Genomic DNA, 17,294 nt, shown 5'->3' with positions numbered 1-17,294 from the left:
TTTACCCGACATTTCTTATATCTACACCGTTCGAACGAGATCAAGGCGCTATCCGATCGCCCCCACGAAACGATTCATTTCCCGTAATTCGGAATTTTTCGAAACCCTCACGCCCGATCGACCGCCTTCGTGCCGTGCACCGTTTCCCCTCCCTCATCCGATCTCAAAATTACGATTGCAAATGCCTCTCATTTGCATTAAATTGCCGCGCAAATGTACTGTTTGGAACACAGATGTCGGCGCAAGGCCGCCCGCCGTGCCCGAACGCGAACGACACGAAAAGGAGATGTATGAGCAGGAGGAACTGGGCGGCCGCACCGATGGCCATCGTCGTCGGCACGGCCGGCATGGGCGCCGCCGACGCGCAGGAAACGTCGCTGCCGACCATCGAAATCTCCGCGCAACGCGCGACGACGCCGTTTCGCACGCGCGAATCGACGAGCGCGACGCGCAGCGAGGCCGACGTGATGGAGATTCCGTTCGCGGTCAGCAGCGTCGACACGAAGCTGATCCAGACCGTGGCCGCCACGCGCGGCGACGACCTTTACGACTGGGTCGCGGGCGTCTCGCGCCAGAACAACTTCGGCGGCCTGTGGGACAACTACGCGGTGCGCGGCTTCGCCGGCGACGGCAACACGTCGGGCACCGACTATCTGGTCAACGGCTTTTCGTGGAATCGCGGGATGAGCGTGCCGCGCGACACCGTCAATCTCGAGCGCATGGAAGTACTCAAGGGGCCGGCGTCCGCGCTGTATGGCCGCGGCGATCCGGGCGGGATCATCAGCTATACGACGAAGCAGCCGCAGTTCGCACGCGCGAACACCGTCGGCGTGTCGGCCGGCAGCTACGGTGCGCTGCGCCAGACCCTCGATTCGACCGGCCCCGTCACGAAATCACTCGCGTACCGCTTCGTCGCGATGAACGAGAACAACGGCAGCTTCCGCGATACGGTGTCGAGCAAACGCTACCTGTTCTCGCCGTCGTTCACGTGGGACATCGGCGCGGACACGACGCTCCACTACGAATTCGAGAGCGCGCGTCAGCGCGCGCCGCTCGACCGCGGCGTGCTGGCGGTCAACGGCCAGCTCGGCGTGATCCCCGCGTCGCGCTTTCTCGGCGAGCCGCGCGACGGCGACTACGACGTGCGCAACACGGGCCACCAGTTCACGCTCGAGCATCGCATCGATTCCAGCTGGTCGATCAATGCCGGCGTCGCGCAGCGCAACACCGACCTGTCGGGGCGCTCGTCCGAGGCGTTCGCATTGCAGCCGGACGGCCGCACGCTGTGGCGTCGCTACCGGCAAGTCGCGTTTCACTCGAACGACCTGCAAGGTCGCGTCGAAACCACCGGCTCGTTCCGCACGGGCGGCATCGGCCATACGCTCGTGATGGGCGTCGACGCGTATCGCTTCAACTACGACCAGTTCGTCACGCGCTCCACGCCAAGCGCCGCGGCGCCGTATGCGATCGACATCTTCGATCCGGTCTACGGCCAGCCCGCGCCGACGCCGCGCACCGCGACCAACCTGCTCGAACGCGATAACGGACAAGGCGTCTACGCGCAGGACACGCTCGCGTTCGGGCCGCACTGGAAGATCCTGGCCGGGCTGCGCTGGGATCGCTTCCACCAGTCGATCGACAACCGCCTGAAGGGCGTGACGACGAGCCAGTTGCAGACCGCGGTGAGCCCGCGTATCGGCATCGTGTATGAAATGAGCCCCGCGTGGTCGTTCTATGCGAACACCGCGTATTCGTTCCGGCCGAACAACGGCGCGGACGTCGGCGGCAACGCGTTCGATCCCGAAAAGGGCCACGGCTACGAAGCCGGCGCGAAATGGGCGGGGGCGCGCTCGCTCGCGACCGTCTCGGCGTTCTACGTGACCAAGCGCAACGTGCTGACCGCCGATCCGGCGAATGCCGGCTTCTCGCGCGCGGCCGGCGAAGTGCGCAGCCGCGGCGTCGAATTCGAATGGAGCGGCGATCTCGGCCACGGCCTGCGCGGCATCGCCAACTTCGCGTATGTCGACGCCGAGGTCACGCGCGATACCGTGCTGGCGCCCGGCTCACGCCTCGTCGACGTCCCGCGGCTGAGCGGCAGCGCGCTGCTGATGTACGAGACCACACTGCCGTTCGCGGACAAGGCCGGTGCTGGCGCCGGCGTCATCTACGTCGGGCGTCGCGCCGGCAACACGGCCAACACGCAGGACGGCTTCGAGCTGCCGGCTTACGCGACCGTCCAGCTCAACGGCTACGTTCAGGTCAACAAGCACCTGCGTGCCTCGGTCGTGCTGAACAACCTGTTCAATCGCACCACCTACGTGAGCTCGTACAACAGCCTGTGGGTCGCGCCGGGCGCGCCGCGCAGCCTGTTCGCATCGCTCGCGTACTCGTTCTAGGCCGGCCGGGACGGCTGACGCGACGCGCATCGCGCATCAGCCGCCCACCACGAACCGCGCGCCCAGCGCGAGCAGCAACGCAGGCGGCATCACGCACGCGCCGACCGCGAGAAATTCGCGGAAACCGACCTGCAACCCTTCGCGCCGGATCGCCGTCAGCCACAGAATCGTCGCGAGCGATCCGGTGATCGACAGGTTCGGACCGAGATCGACGCCGATCAGGATCGCATCGACTACCGTTTGCGGGCTATGCGCGGCGTGGATCGTCGAACTCGCGATCAGCCCGGCGGGCAGGTTGTTGACCCCGTTCGACACCAGCGCGACCGCGACGCCGGCCACGCCCGCGGCGACGTGCTCGCCGCTTTGCATCAGCATGCGCAGCAGGCCGGCCAGCGCGCGCACCGCGCCGGTCCGGTCGAGCGTCTCGACGACGACGAACAGCCCCGCGACGAGCGGCAGCACGCTCCATGAAATCGCGCGAACGATCGGCACGCCCGCCGCGCGATCCCGCATCACCACGCACGCGACCGTGACGATGCCCGCCAGCGCGGTCGGCAATCCGAGCGGACGATCGGCGACCGACACCGCCATCAGCGCGACGGCCGTTGCGGCGATGCCTGCCAACGCGATGCGTCCGCCGCCCGTCAGCGGCTGCACCGGCAGCCCGGATTCGCAATGGCCGGACAGCGCACGTCGCTGCACGATCCTCAGCATGACGAACGTGCACGCGATCGACGCGACGGACGGCGCCGCGAAGTGCGCGAGCCAGACGCCGAGCGCCGGCATGTGCGCACCGTACAGCACCAGGTTCGCCGGATTCGAAATCGGCAGCACGAAACTCGCGGCATTGGCGACGAGCGCGCAGCTGTACAGCAGCGGCATCGGGTCGGCCTTCGCGCGGCGCGCGGCGGCAAGGACCGCGGGCGTCAGCACGACGGCGGTCGCATCGTTCGACAGGAACACCGTGGTGACGACGCCGACCCCGTAGATCAGCGCGAACAACCGCCGCGGCGAGCCCTGCGCGAGATTGACGACGTGCGTCGCGACCCAGTCGAACAGCCCCTCGCGACGGGCCGCCTCGGACAGCAGCATCATGCCCGTCAGGAACAGGTACACGTCGCCGCCTTTCGCGACGGCGTCCAGCGCCTGGGCGGCGGGCAACAGGTTCAACACGACCAGCAGCAGCGCGCCGCTCACGGCCCAGATGGCCTCGGGCCAACCGAACGGACGCGTGATGACGCCCGCGGTGGCGAGCGCGGAAATCAGCCAGGCAAGCGAAACAGGATTCATGGGCAAGTGGGCGGAGGCAGGGGAATCGACATCGCCGTCACGACGATGTCGCCGATAGATCGGCGGGCTTGCCGCACACGCTGCTCAGCGAGCGCGCATGGCCGAGCCACAGCGCGAGCGAGCCCGTCGACACGGCGCCCAGCACGACGAACGCGGCCGGATAGCCGAAGTGTTGCGCGAGCACGCCGCCCAGCACGGGACTGAGCGCCGCGCCGATACCCTGCGCGGTCGCGACCGCGCCCTGCCCGGCATTCACGCGGCCGGAGCCGTGCAGCAGGCGAACCACGAGCGCGGGCACGACCACGCTTTGCAGGCCGGCGCCGATGCCGTCGAGCACCTGCACCGGCCACACGCCCGCTTCGCTCATCCACGCCGCGGCGACCAGCCCGCGCACCGGCAGCACGAGGTACGAGAACAGCAACACCCGCCAGTAACCGTGCGTGCGAATCAGCCGGGGCGCGAGCCACGCCGCCGCGATCATCACGAACTGCGCGATGACGATCGTCTGTGCGGTGAACGCGCTCGGGTTGCTGCGATGCGTGACGACGACGCCCATCCCGTAGAGCGGCAGCATCGCGGCATTGCCGAGATGAAACAGCGCGAGCGACGCGCCGAGCAGCACCAGCGGCCTGTTTTCAGCGAGCGTGCGCAGGCCGCCGACACGTGACGTCGACGTCGCGGCCGACGCATGCGGATGCGCGGCATCCGTTCCCGGTGCGGCACCGGCAGGATCGAGGCCACGTGCGGACGCATGATCGATCGCGTGCCCGGGAATCGCCAGCGTGCTCACGATGGCGAGGACCGTGAACACGCCGACGAGCGCGAACACGGCGTCGAACCCGACATGCCAGCCGAGCCACCCGGCCAGCGCCGCACCGGCGACGTTGCCGGCATGGTTCGCCATCTGGTTGCGCCCGAACTGCCGGTCGAAACCCTGCCGGCGCACGATGCCGAGCGTCACGCCCGCGGCGGCCGGCGCCAGCACCGCGCCGCTGACCGCCGCCAGGACCTGCGACGCCGCCACCGCCGGATAGCTGTGGACGAACATCATCGCCAGCGACGCAAGCGCCGTCACCGCGGTGGCCACGACGATCAGCGCCCGCTTCGCGCGCACCGCATCGACGAGCGCGCCGGCCAACGGCGTCGCGGCCATCGCGGCGAGCCCGGCCAGCGTCATGACCGAGCCGATCGCATCGGCGCCCCAGCCGCGCGACAGCAGGATGACGCCGATGAACGGGCCGATGCCGGCCTGCACGTCGGCGAGGAAGAAGTTGAGCGCTTCGAGCGCGCGTGCCGCTCTCATGGTCGTCTCACCGTCGCGCGATCATTCGGCGTCCGCATCGACGAGCTCGGCGATCTCGCTCACGTCGAGCGTCGTGCCGTGCGGCGTGACGACGCCGTGCCCCCACGCCTGCACATGGACACCGGGACGCAGATAATCGTGCGGCGCCTCAGCCGCATGCGGCGGCACCCGCAGCGCGACGCCGCTCGTCAGCAACGCGCCGTTCGACTCACCTTTCGGGCCGTGCAGCGCAAACGCGACTTCGCCGCTCAGTTCCATCGGTTTTCGAGCGGCGTGCGCCGGCTTCGGCGGCGCGGCGTGCGCGGGCCCGCCGTCGACGATGTCGACGCCGTCGCGCCCGGTCAGTTGCACGGCCGCGATCATCGCCGCGCGACGCGGCTTGACGCCCCGCACGCGGATGCGGTCGCCGACCGCGATATGGCGTACCAGTTCGCGGCCCAAATGCGGCGGCACGTGAACCTGGAAGTCGCCGTTCAGGATCAGGCCGTCGATTTCTCCGTGCGGATCGAGCAGGAACTGCGTGACGCGGCCGCGCGTTTCGGGCAGGCAGGCGGGATCGATCCAATGCATGGCAGGACTCCTTTCGATGGATGGGGGGAACAGCGTCGCGCGATCAACGCGCGACGTCGTCATAGAGATTCACGACATGGCCCGGCGCGCCGAACGCCGTCGCCTGCAACGCTTCGCCGTAGGCGTTGCGCGTGCCGTAACCGACCGCGGCCACGCGCTCGCCGGGGACGAGCAGCGCGCCGAATTGCTGGGCGGCCGGCACGGTCAGCTTGACGACCGCACCGCTGTCGAGGATCACGCCGTCCGGCTCGCCGCGCGGCGCGCGCGTCACGCGGCGCACGACGCCGGACACGCTCAGGCGGGCGAGGTTGACGCCGCGCAGCATGGGCGGCACGGGCGCGACGAGCGGGGGCGGCTGATCGGACAGCGACGCGCCGGTGCCGTCGTTGCGAACCACGCGTGCGCGGATTTCATCGTCGGCGCGTCGTTCGCCGGCTACCGTGACACGCTGGCCCGAACGCACGAGCGCCGTCAGTTGCGAACCGAGATGCGGCGGCAGGCGAACGAGCGTGCCGTCGGTCAGCACGAAGCCGTCGACGGCGCCTTCCGGATTGATCGTCAGGCGCGACAGCGTGCCGGACACCAACGCATCCGATGCGGTGTCGTTTCCTGGCCCGGCAGGCGCAAGCGCGCGCGGCCGAGGAGGCGCAGGAGGCGGCGGCATGGCGTCGGCCGGATCTTCCGCGCGCGGCGCCGGCGGCACCTGCGCGAGGCTGACCGTTGCGACGGCAACGAGTGCGGCAGCGCAAAGCATGCGACACGACCGGCGAACGGCGGCACGGCGCGGCGGCCGCGATCGAGCGACAGGCAGGTACGACTTCATGACGGGCTCCGGCGACGGGTTGCGATGCACCGGTATTCGCAATACCCGTGCCAACCCGCGACGCGCCGCGCGGCCGTGCGCCGAACGACGACGCGCGGCCAACATGTCGGATTTCCCGACACGTCGCGTCACCGCCTGTCGGCATTCCCGACAGTCGTAACGGCTGACTAGTCGTCGCGCTCGATCCCGAGATTCGCCATGCGCGCATAGAGCGACTGGCGGCCGATCCCGAGCTGCCTCGCGGCCTCCGCGCGATTGCCGTTCGCGCGCTCGAGCGCGCGCAGGATCGCCGCGCGCTCGAGCGTCGCCAGCGCATCGGGCAGCGGCATGTCGAGCAGGTGCGCCGGCACCGCCTCGGCGCCCGATTCGCGCGCGGGCACGGCGGCCAGGCCGAGATCGACCGCGCTGACGGCCGGCCCGGGAGCGAGCGCGGCCGCCCGCTCCATCACGTTGCGCAGTTCGCGCACGTTGCCCGGCCAGCGGTGATCGAGCAGCGCGCGCTGCGCGTCGTTCGTCAGATGCAGCGCGCGCATGCCCGCCGCGCTGCCGAGGAAATGCGCGGCGAGCGGAAGGATGTCGGCCACACGTTCCGCGAGCGGCGGCAGGTGCAGCGGAATGACGTTCAGCCGATAGAAGAGATCTTCGCGGAACGTGCCGTTCGCGACGGCCGCGGCAAGGTCGCGGTGCGTCGCGGCCACGACGCGAATGTCGATTGCCGTGGTGCGATCCGCGCCGAGCGGCGTCACCTGGCGCTCCTGCAGCGCACGCAGCAGCTTCGCCTGCATCGCGGCGGGCATGTCGCCGATCTCGTCGAGAAAGAGCGTACCGCCATCGGCCTCGACGAGGCGCCCCGCGCGATCGGCATGCGCCCCCGTGAACGCGCCGCGACGATGCCCGAACAACTCGCTTTCGAGCAGATCGGCCGGGATGGCCGCGCAGTTCACGGCGACGAACGGCCCCGCATGCCGGGCCGACGCGGCATGCAGCACGCGGGCGGCCACCTCCTTGCCCGTGCCCGTCTCGCCGGTCAGGAGCACGGTCGCGTCGCTCATCGCGGCGCGGCCGACCTGCTTCTGCACGTCGCGCATCGCGGCGCTCACGCCCAGCAGTCGCGGTCGGTCCGCCGAAGGTTCGCCCGCGAAACCGTCGTCGGGCGGCGCGAGCGCGGGCGGCTGATTCGCCGACACGATGCGTTCGAGCAATTGCGCGATGTCGCGACGGCCGATCGGCTTCGTCAGGTGATCGAATGCGCCGAGCCGCATCGCTTCGATCGTGTTGTCGCTGGTCGCATGGGCCGTCAGCATGACGACCGGAATCGCGGCCAGCGCGGGATCGTCGCGCAGTTGCGCGAGCACGGCCAGCCCGTCCAGATCCGGCAGGCGGAAGTCCAGGAAGATGCATTCGATACCGTTGCCGCCGCCGTCGCGCAGCGTGCCGAGCGCGGCGCGGCCGGATGCGGCCTCGACGGCCCGATGACCGAGATCGGCGAGCGTTTCGGCGAGGCTGTCGCGAAAGGCCGCGTCGTCGTCGACTATGAGGATGTTTGCCATGGAATTTCAATCACGAATGCGGCCCCCCCGTCGAGGCGCGCGTGACCGCCGTGCGCCGCCGCCACTTCGCGGACGACGGCAAGGCCGAGGCCCGTGCCATCCGCGCGGCCCGTCACGAAAGGTTCGAAAATCCGCTCGCGCTGCGCGGCCGGCACGCCGGGGCCGCTGTCCGACACGGTGAGGCACAGCCAGTCGCGCCCGGCGAACGCGCGCCGCTCGGCGGCGAGCGTGACCGCGCCGCCGTCGCCCGCGTGGTGCAGCGCGTTGAGCAGCAGATTGTCGAGCGCGCGCCGCATCTGGTCGGGATCGAAAGCGGGAAAATCCGACGGCCACGCGAGCCGTTCGCCCTGCCCCGCGAGCGACAGCGTCAGATCGATCGCTTGCCGCTGCGCGAGTTCGCGGTGCGCGTCGACGGCCTGCGCGAGCCACGCGTCGACGTCGACGCGTGTCGCATGCGGACGCACCGGCTGCGTCAGCGCGAGCAGGCTCGACAATTGCGCATCGATGCGCTCGATCTGCGCGAGGATCACGCGCAACGCGTCCTGCTGCCGCCGGCCATCGCCCTCCAGCGCGTTCTCCGCCTTCAGCCGCATCGCGCCCATCGGATTGCGAATCTCGTGCGCGACCTGCGCGGCCAGCTTGCCCAGCATGCCGAACCGTTCGGCCTGCGCGAGGCGCGTGCGCAGTTCGTCGGCCTGCTGTTTCAGCAAGTCGGCGCGCCGCGCCCGCTCGTTGAACGCATCGATCACGCGGTCGAGATCGGGTTCGCCGACGTACGGCAGGTGACGCTCGCGCCCGTCGGGTTCCAGCCCGCTCTCGATCCGTGCGAGATTGCGCTTCCATCGGCGCAGCGCCACGGCCAGCGCCGCCGCGATCGCCAGAATCACGGCGAGCACGGCCGCGAGGCCCGTCGCCAGCAACTCACCGTGCCGGCCCAGCGGCGGGCGCGCACGCGTCAGCATCCACACGTACAGCCCCGAGCCGCCGCGTACCGGGCAGGCCGCCGCGATCACGGCATCCTGCGCGCCTTCGACGACGTTCGCCGTCGCGGCATGCGTCGCGGCCGCGGCGCGCAGCGTGCGGAGGATCAGCGGCGTTTCCGCTTCCGGAACGTCGTGTTTGACGCCGCTACCCTGATAGGTCGGAAAGGAATACGCGAGAAAGCCGCTCGCCGCAGGGGCGGCGTCGGGCATCCAGAACCCGCCTTCCATGTCGGGCGCACGGGACAGCACGATGTCGAGGATCGCGTGCATCAGCTCCGGGGCGGGCCCGGCGCCCGCCGACGCGGAAGACGCGCTGTAACGCGACGCGACCGCTTCGCATGCCGACGCGCCGGCGGCCTTCGCGCTGGCCACCTGCTGACTCTCGGCGGAACTCGCCGTGATCCAGACGACCGCGACCAGCGTCGCGCACAGCGCCGCGACGAGTGCCCAGAGCATGACGAGTTGGGTGGAAAACGACGGACGCTTCATCGGATCGGGCGGATGGTCGAGGACGACAGAATAGCGTATTGCATGTCATGCGAAGCCGTCGTGACCGCCATGCATCGCACCGGCGGCTTGCCGGATCGGAGCGACAACGGCTCACGCCGGAAAACCGGGCGAAAGCCTCGGGCGCCAGACTGCCTTCGGTCCAGCGTCCAGCGCCGAACCCTCCCCGCGCCGCTCGTTCGGCGAATGGCGGCTCGGCGGCGACGTGCCGGCCGCGTGGGGCGCGCCGCGGCCATGATGCGCGGCGCATTCGATCAGAATCGGTGGCGAATGCCGACGATCGCAAGCTCCTGGGTCGCCTTGCCGCCATCGACGTAGGCGTCCGCGATCACCGCCTGCGCGGGGCCCGCGCCGTTGCTGCCCGACGCATGCCCGTAGCTCGTCGTCGCATAGAGATCCGTGCGCTTGCTGAGCGCGTAGTCGGCCGCGAGCGTGACCTGCCGGTACGCGGCCGACGAATCGCCGTGCGATTTCAGGTAGTTGTAACCCGTCTCGAACAACAGCGCGGGCGATGCCTGCCACGCGACGAACACCGAGCCGGTGTTGTAGCGCTCGGCCGCCCCGAACGTCGCGGCGACGAGCGCGGGAATGTCCGCAACCACGCCCGCATAGGTGTTCTCCTTCGACGAACCGTATGGCGATTCGCGCCGGATCTCACCATCTCCGCGCACGACCGACTGCCTCTCCATGATGCGTCACCCCTTTTCGTGTGCCGATAACGCGGACGCCCGTGTCAGATGCCCAGCGCGCAGCCGTCCTTGCGATGGTCGGACGCGCCGATCAGCGTACCGGCCTCCCAGTCGATCCGGATCGCCTGCGCGCCGCCGATCGCCGAGCTCGGTGCGACGAGGTTGAAGCCGCGTCGCGCGAGCGCTTCACGCACCGCCGCGGGCATCGTGCATTCGACCTCGACGTGATCGGTGCCTGGCCGCGGAAAGATGCGCGGCAGGTCGATCGCCGTTTGCAGGTCCAGGCCGTAGTCGAGCACCTTCGACAGGAAGTGCGCATGCCCCATCGCCTGATAATGACCGCCCATCACGCCGAACGCGATCTGCACCTTGCCGTCGCGGGTCACCATGCCGGGAATGATCGTGTGCATCGGCCTCGCGTGCGGCGCGATCGCATTCGGGTGGCCGGCTTCGAGCGTGAAGCTCTGGCCGCGGTTGTGCAGCATCACACCCGTTTCCTCGGACATGATGCCGCTGCCGAACGGGTGAAACAGCGAGTTGATGAAGCTCGCGCAGTTGCGATCCTTGTCGACCACGCAGATGTAGACCGTGTCCTTGTGCTCCACCGACGCCGCGACCGGTGCGCCGATCGCGTGCAGCGCCGCGATGCGCGTGCGCAGCGATTCGACGGACGCCTCCGACAACAGCATCTCGACATCCATCGGCCGAAGGCGCGGGTCCGCCAGCAGCACGTCGCGAAGCGCATACGCGACGCGCGCGGCATCGATCTCCCGGTAGAGCCGCTCGGCGCCGAGCGGATCGTCGTTCGCGTCGAATCCTTCGAGCAGCTTCAGCATCAACAGCGCGATGACGCCCTGCCCGTTCGGCGGACACTCGTGCACGTCGTAGCCGCGAAAGCGCGCGGTGATCGGCTTCACGTATTCGCCATGGAACGCCGCGAAGTCGTCCATCGTGTGCAGGCCGCCCATGCCGCGCAGGCGGGCGACGATGTCCTCCGCGACCTCGCCTTCGTAGAACACGCGCGAGCCTGCCTGCGCGATCGTCTCGAGGGTGCGCGCGAGCAGCGGCTGCCGATGCACGGTGCCCGCGCGCGGCGCGTGGCCGCCAACCAGCATCTGTGCGCGGCTCGTGGCGTCCAGCGACAGCAGTTGCGCCTGATGCGCCCAGTCCGCCGCCGCGCGCGGTGCGACCGCATAGCCGTCTCGGGCGAGCCGGATCGCCGGCGCAAGCAACGCGGAAAGCGGCAGCGAACCGTGATCGCGCACGAGCGTCGCCCATGCGTCGACCGCGCCGGGCACCGTCACCGCGTGCGGCGAGTGGCGCTCGATCGACGTGACGCCGAGCGCGCGCAGCCGCTCGACGCTCGCGGCGGCCGGCGCCCAGCCCGACCCGTTGAAGCCGACGATGTCGTCGCCGCCGCCGCGCGAATAGAGCGCGAAGCAGTCGCCGCCGATGCCGGTCGAGCCGGGCTCGACGACGCATTGCACCGCGCACGCGGCAATCGCGGCGTCCATCGCGTTGCCGCCCGATTCCAGGATCCGGACGGCGGCCAGCGTCGACGCGGGATGCGACGTCGCGGCCATCGCGCCGGTCGACATGACGAGCGAGCGGCCAGGTTGTTCGAAATTCCTCATGGTGTTCTCCTGATTCAACGTGCGGACAGCGACCGGCGCCACGCGAGCGTGTCGTCGAGCGCCCGTTTCGACGCATCGAACAACTGGTCGATTTCGTCGTGCGTGATGATCAGCGGCGGGCAGAAATTGAACGCATCGCCCAACGCGCGCGTGATCACGCCGTACGCCAGCGCCCGCTCGCCGGCATGGGCGGCCACGCCTTCGGACGGCGGGAACGGCGTTTTCGTCGCCTTGTCGGCGACCAGTTCGACCGCGGCGAGGAGCCCCGCCCCGCGCGCCTCGCCCACGAGCGGATGCCCGGCGAGATCGGCCACGCGCTGCTGGAAATGCGGGATCACGCTGCGCACGTGGTCGAGCACGCCGTCTTCGTCGTAGATGCGCAGCGTCTCGAGCGCGACGGCCGCGCAAACCGGATGGCCGCTGTACGTGAAGCCGTGCCCGAAGGTACCGATCTTCTCGCTTTCGGCCACGAGCGCGCGATAGATCGCGTCGTTGACCATCAACGCCGAGATCGGCAGATAGCCGGCCGACAGTTGCTTGGCGACGACGATCATGTCGGGCTGCATGCCGAAGGTTTCCGAGCCGAACATGTTGCCGGTGCGACCGAACCCGCAGATGACCTCGTCGGCCACGAGCAGGATGTCGTACCGCTTCAGCACGCGCTGGATCTTTTCCATATAGGTGGCCGGCGGCACGATCACGCCGCCCGACGCCATGATCGGCTCGGCAAAGAACGCGGCGATCGTGTCGGGACCTTCGCGCAGGATCAGTTGCTCGAGCGACTCGGCGCAGCGTGTGGCGAACTGCGCCTCCGATTCGCCCGGCAGCGCATGACGATAGTAGTGCGGGCAATCCGTATGCAGGATGCGATCGATCGGCAGGTCGAAGTCGCGATGGTTGTTCGGCAGGCCGGTCAGGCTCGCGGACGCGATCGTCACGCCGTGGTATGCCCGCGTTCGGGCGATGATCTTCTTCTTCAGCGGCCGCCCGAGCGCGTTGTTGTAATACCAGATCAGCTTCACCGCGGTGTCGTTGGCTTCGGAACCCGAGTTCGCGAAGAACACCTTCGACATCGGCACGGGCGCCATCGCGATCAGTTTCTCGGCCAGCAGAATAGACGGTTCGGATGACTTATGACCGAACGCGTGATAAAACGGCAGCTTGCGCATCTGCCGGTCCGCCGCGTCGGCGAGCCGCGATTCGCTGAACCCCAGCGACGCGCAGAACAGGCCGCTCAGCGCTTCGATATAGCGGTTTCCTTCCGTGTCGTACACGTAGACGCCCTCGCCGCGCTCGATCACCATTGGCCCGACATCGCGATGACGGCTCAGGTTCGTGTATGGATGAAGGACGTGTTCGACGTCGTTCTGCTTCAGAGTGTGCATGAGTCCCTTCCTGGTTTTCGTCTCTTCCATGGTCGTGTCTTGTGTGCGGCACGGGCCCGAACAGGCGCCGGCTCCCGCTATTTGAGCCCGCCGGACAGGAACTTCTGCAACCGTCCGCTTTTCGGCGTCTTCAATATGTCGCGCGGATGGCCTTCTTCCTCCACCACGCCTTGATGCAGGAACATCACGTGGTTCGACACCTCGCGCGCGAAGCCCATCTCGTGCGTGACGACGATCATCGTGCGGCCTTCTCGCGCGAGATCGCGCATCACCTTGAGCACGTCGCCGACCAGCTCCGGATCGAGCGCCGACGTCGGTTCGTCGAACAACAGCGCGTCGGGTTCCATCGCGAGCGCGCGGGCGATCGCGACACGCTGCTGCTGGCCGCCGGACAGGTGCGCCGGATACGCGTTGGCGAAACGCGTCATGCCCACCTGCTCGAGATAGCGTTCCGCCCGCTCGCGCGCCTCCGCCCGGCCGAGCTTCAGTACGTGCAGCGGCGCCTCGACGACGTTCTGCAGCACCGTCATGTGCGCCCACAGATTGAAATGCTGGAACACCATCGCGAGCCGCGTGCGCATCCGGCGCAACTGGACGGGATCCGAAATCCTGATCCGGCCGCTGCGGTCGACCGACGTCCTCACCTCGCCGCCGCCGAGCGACACGCGGCCCGACGAAGGCGATTCCAGAAAATTGATGCATCGAAGCAGCGTGCTCTTGCCCGACCCCGACGAACCGATCACGCTGATCACGTCGCCCGGGTGGGCCGCCAGCGAGACGCCTTTCAGCACCTCGTGGTCGCCGTAGCGCTTGTGGAGATTCTCGACGGACAGTGCATTCATGTGGCGTGGCTCCGCGATTGCGCAAGCGTGGAAAGCGGCAGCGGCCGCAAGTGGACGAGCAGGCGCCGCTCGGTTGCCCGGATGAGCAGCGCGACGAGCCCGGTCAACGCGAAATAGACGGTGCCGACGGAAATGAACGCCTCGAACGGTGCGTAGTAGTTCGCATAGAAATCGCGTGCCGCGCCCGTCAGGTCGATCAGCGTGATCGCGCTGACGAGCGACGTGCCGTGCAACATCAGGATGACTTCGTTGCTGTAGGCGGGCAGGAAGCGGCGCAGTGCCGACGGCAACACGATGCGGCGCCAGGCGGTCGCACGCGACATCCCGTACGCCTGCGCCGCTTCGATTTCGCCGTACGCGGTCGCGCGGATCGCGCCGGCCAGGATTTCGACGGTATACGCGCAGGTGTTCGCGGTCAGCGCGATCATCGCGCAGCCGAACGGATCGCGCAGCAGCAACAGCAGCGGATTGCCGCGCTGCCACGCGTCCTGCACCCACTGGAACTGGCCGAAGCCGTAATACACGATCATCAGTTGCGCGAGCAACGGCGTGCCGCGCATGAACCACGTGTACACCGCCACCGGGCCGTGCACGAAGCGGTTAGGCGACACGCGCAGCACCGCCAGCGGAATCGCGAGCAGCAACCCGAGGGCCAGCGAACCCGCAGTCAGTTGCACCGTGACCCATAGCCCGCCGGCGTACGCACCAAGCAGCGAGATCAGTTGGTCGTGGCTCATCCGTGCAACCTCCCCTCGCGCATGCCGCGGTTCAAGTGCACGCGGGCGCGCGCCGCGCACGCCGTCGATCCCGACGTCACCAGCAGATACACCGCGCAGGCGGCGAGATAGAACGTCATCGGCGCCTGGGTCGTGCGGCCGGCCTGGTCGGAGATGAACATCACGTCGTGCAGGCCGATCAGCGACGCGATCGCCGTGGTCTTGAGCAGCACCAGCCAATTGTTCAGGGCGGCGGGCAACGCGAGCCGCGCCATCTGCGGAAACAGGATGCGGCGAAACGCGAGCCAGCCCGAGAATCCGTATGCGCGCGCCGCCTCCATCTGGCCGCGCGGCACACCGAGGATCGCGCCACGGAACGTCTCCGTGTAGTACGCGCCGAATATGAAACCGATCGTCAGCACCGCGGTCGCGAACGCGTCGACGTCGGGCGCATGCAGGCCGAACGCGGCCGACAGCCGGTTCAGCACGATCTGGCCGCCGTAGAACACCAGCAGCATCGTCACGAACTCCGGCACGCCGCGAATCAGCGTGGTGTACGCGGTGGCGGCGGACGCCAGCACGCGCGAGCCCGACAGCTTGGCCATCGCGCCCGCCATGCCGATGCATACGGCGAGCGCGACGGACAGCACGGCGAGCACGATCGTCATCTGGGCGCCGCGCAACAGGGCCGGCAGGTATTGCTGCAACTCGGACATGACGCTCCTTTCCTGCGCTCTCGCGGTTCGTTCCGGCCGCGCCGGCGCATACCTGCACGCCAGCACGACGCCGATCGACCGACGATCAGTAGATATCGAAGTCGAAGTACTTCTTCTCGATGGACTGATACACGCCACTGGCGCGAATGGCCGTGATCGCCTGGTTCAGCTGCTGGCGGAGATCGTCGTCGGTCTTGCGCACCGGAATGCCGTAACCCTCGCCGAGCAGCGTCTTCTGCTCGGGTGTCGTACCGACGATCGGCGTACCGATGAACTTGAAGTTCGCGCCTTCCGGTTTCGTCAGGAACGCGGAATACGCGGCGGTCGCGTCCTGCAACGCGGCATCGATGCGGCCCGAGCGCAGATCGAGATAGACCTCGTCCTGGGTCGGGTAGCGCACCAGCTGCACGCCGTTCTGCACCCAGTACGCGCTCGCGTACTTGTCGGCCAGCGTGCCGCGCTGAACGCCGACGCGCTTGCCCTTGAGTTCCGCCGGCGTCGCGTCCTTGATCGGGCTGTTTTTCGCGGCGACCAGCCGGCGCGGCGTGTTGTAGTACTTGTCGGTGAATGCGACCTTCTGCTTGCGCTCGGCGGTGATCGCGACCGAGGCGACGATCGCGTCGACCTTGTCGGCCATCAGGGCAGGCAGCAGGCCATCCCAGCCGATCTGCACCAGCGTGCAGTTCGCGTGCATCTGCGCACACAGTGCATGGATGACGTCGATGTCGAAGCCCACCGGCGTGCCGTCGGGCTGTATCGACGAAAACGGCGGATACGCGCCTTCGTAGCCGATCCGGATGTCCTTCCACTCTTTCGCGTGGGCCTGCGCGGCCGCCAGCAGGACGGTGACGAGCAGCAGGAATCTCATCATGGGTCGTTTCATGTCGATACTCCGTAACGTGTTTCGTTGGAAATGACTGCGTGGTCGTGTCGCACGGTTCTTGCCCGACAATTGATTTGGATCACTTATCGACAGGCACGAGGCGGCAACCGCCGCCTGGTCCTGTTTCCTTCAATGGCCGCCCGTCATCCAGTCGCGCACGGCCGGGACGGTCGCTTCGATGTGCTCGCGCACCGCGGCCTCGAGCGCGACAGGATCGCCGTTCCGGATCGCGTCGATCAGCCCCATGTGGTCGTCACGCGACGTCTTCGGCTTGTAGGCGCGCTCGAGCCACAAGCGCATGTGCGGTTCCACCACCGTGTGCAGCCCGGCAATCTGCGTGATCAGGCGCTGGCGCCCGCACAGCCGGCACAGATATTCGTGAAAGCTGCGATGCGCGGTCACCCACTGCTGGCCGTCCGGCTCGGCGCGCTCCATCGCGTCGATCAGGCGCGTCAATTCATCGACATGCTGCGGCGTGATGTTCGGCAGCGCCATGCGCGCGGCCAGCCCTTCCAGCACGCCGCGCATGCCGAACACCACCTCCATCTCGTCGACGTCGAGCCCCCGCACGATCGCGCCGCGATTCGGACGGATCGCGACCAACCCTTCGCTCGCGAGCCGACGGAACGCCTCCCGCACCGGCATGCGGCTCGTATTGATCTCGGCGGCGATGTCCTCGGGAATCAGGCGATCGCCGGCCTTGTACGTTCCCATCCGGATGCGGTAGAGCACGTGTGCGTAGGCCTCTTCCTCGGCCGTGGCGGGAAATTGCGGATGCAGCGGCGGCGTACGGGTGTCCATGTTCATGCAATGACCTCTTTCGCGGACCCTCGGCATCGCCGCGACGCGCCCGCACACCGAAGGCGCGTGGCGGGCTCGCGAACTTCCGTTCGATCTCGATTGAAAGGTATTGGTAATAGTGGATATTTGTATCTACGGCTGCACTATACGACGCCAGAAATAATGTCGAATATGGGTTAACCCGTAGAATCGGCGAGACACCGACG

The 17,294-nt window shown here is 68.2% G+C and carries 14 protein-coding genes and 1 pseudogene; 1 reads left to right on the top strand and 14 read right to left on the bottom strand.

Going from position 1 to position 17,294, the window contains the following annotated elements:
* Positions 1-290 precede the first annotated feature (290 nt).
* A complete protein-coding gene (locus AC3IFE_RS33270; protein ID WP_489194593.1) occupies positions 291-2,396 on the top strand; it encodes a TonB-dependent siderophore receptor in 2,106 nt (701 codons plus the stop codon).
* A gap of 36 nt (positions 2,397-2,432) precedes the next feature.
* On the opposite strand, the gene AC3IFE_RS33265 is transcribed toward AC3IFE_RS33270, so the two are convergent.
* From AC3IFE_RS33265 to AC3IFE_RS33200, 14 genes and pseudogenes are all read right to left on the bottom strand, one after another.
* Positions 2,433-3,686: an arsenic transporter gene (locus AC3IFE_RS33265; protein ID WP_489194591.1), complete on the bottom strand. Its 1,254-nt coding sequence runs from the start codon at positions 3,684-3,686 to the stop codon at positions 2,433-2,435.
* Positions 3,687-3,723: 37 nt separating this feature from the next.
* A complete protein-coding gene (locus AC3IFE_RS33260; protein WP_489194589.1) occupies positions 3,724-4,989 on the bottom strand; it encodes an MFS transporter in 1,266 nt (421 codons plus the stop codon).
* Between the two features lie 21 nt (positions 4,990-5,010).
* The gene (locus AC3IFE_RS33255) at positions 5,011-5,559 is read right to left on the bottom strand and encodes a hypothetical protein (RefSeq protein ID WP_489194587.1); all 549 of its coding nucleotides are present in this window, start codon (positions 5,557-5,559) and stop codon (positions 5,011-5,013) included.
* A 43-nt stretch (positions 5,560-5,602) separates the two neighbouring features.
* A complete protein-coding gene (locus AC3IFE_RS33250) occupies positions 5,603-6,142 on the bottom strand; it encodes a hypothetical protein (RefSeq protein WP_489194585.1) in 540 nt (179 codons plus the stop codon).
* Positions 6,143-6,549: 407 nt separating this feature from the next.
* Positions 6,550-7,932, bottom strand: a complete 1,383-nt coding sequence (locus AC3IFE_RS33245) for a sigma-54-dependent transcriptional regulator (protein ID WP_489194583.1) — start codon at positions 7,930-7,932, stop codon at positions 6,550-6,552.
* The gene (locus AC3IFE_RS33240; RefSeq protein ID WP_489194581.1) at positions 7,914-9,404 is read right to left on the bottom strand and encodes a sensor histidine kinase; all 1,491 of its coding nucleotides are present in this window, start codon (positions 9,402-9,404) and stop codon (positions 7,914-7,916) included. Before AC3IFE_RS33240 ends, AC3IFE_RS33245 begins: the two co-directional genes overlap by 19 nt.
* Positions 9,405-9,676: 272 nt before the next feature.
* Positions 9,677-10,036: pseudogene (locus tag AC3IFE_RS33235) on the bottom strand (porin); the annotation flags it as partial.
* Positions 10,037-10,155: 119 nt separating this feature from the next.
* Complete coding sequence (locus AC3IFE_RS33230) at positions 10,156-11,745, bottom strand: gamma-glutamyltransferase family protein (RefSeq protein ID WP_089471715.1); 1,590 nt, start codon at positions 11,743-11,745, stop codon at positions 10,156-10,158.
* A 14-nt stretch (positions 11,746-11,759) separates the two neighbouring features.
* Positions 11,760-13,130, bottom strand: coding sequence for an aspartate aminotransferase family protein (locus AC3IFE_RS33225; RefSeq protein WP_489194579.1), 1,371 nt, complete (start codon positions 13,128-13,130; stop codon positions 11,760-11,762).
* A 77-nt stretch (positions 13,131-13,207) separates the two neighbouring features.
* The gene (locus AC3IFE_RS33220) at positions 13,208-13,972 is read right to left on the bottom strand and encodes an ABC transporter ATP-binding protein (RefSeq protein ID WP_089471379.1); all 765 of its coding nucleotides are present in this window, start codon (positions 13,970-13,972) and stop codon (positions 13,208-13,210) included.
* Positions 13,969-14,709 carry an ABC transporter permease gene (locus AC3IFE_RS33215; RefSeq protein WP_089471380.1) on the bottom strand — a complete coding sequence of 247 codons (741 nt, stop codon included), beginning with the start codon at positions 14,707-14,709 and terminating at the stop codon, positions 13,969-13,971. The genes AC3IFE_RS33220 and AC3IFE_RS33215 overlap by 4 nt, the downstream gene beginning before the upstream one ends.
* The gene (locus AC3IFE_RS33210) at positions 14,706-15,404 is read right to left on the bottom strand and encodes an ABC transporter permease (protein ID WP_489194576.1); all 699 of its coding nucleotides are present in this window, start codon (positions 15,402-15,404) and stop codon (positions 14,706-14,708) included. The genes AC3IFE_RS33215 and AC3IFE_RS33210 overlap by 4 nt, the downstream gene beginning before the upstream one ends.
* Positions 15,405-15,489: 85 nt before the next feature.
* Complete coding sequence (locus tag AC3IFE_RS33205; RefSeq protein WP_489194574.1) at positions 15,490-16,287, bottom strand: ABC transporter substrate-binding protein; 798 nt, start codon at positions 16,285-16,287, stop codon at positions 15,490-15,492.
* Positions 16,288-16,416: 129 nt separating this feature from the next.
* On the bottom strand, positions 16,417-17,094 hold the full coding sequence (locus AC3IFE_RS33200) for a GntR family transcriptional regulator (RefSeq protein ID WP_089471383.1): 678 nt from the start codon (positions 17,092-17,094) through the stop codon (positions 16,417-16,419).
* Positions 17,095-17,294 lie beyond the last annotated feature (200 nt).

It is taken from the genome of Burkholderia sp. APQ4-4ca, assembly GCF_057837105.1.
Note: the sequence above shows the minus strand (reverse complement) of the source record. Positions and strands in the feature narration are given on the sequence as shown.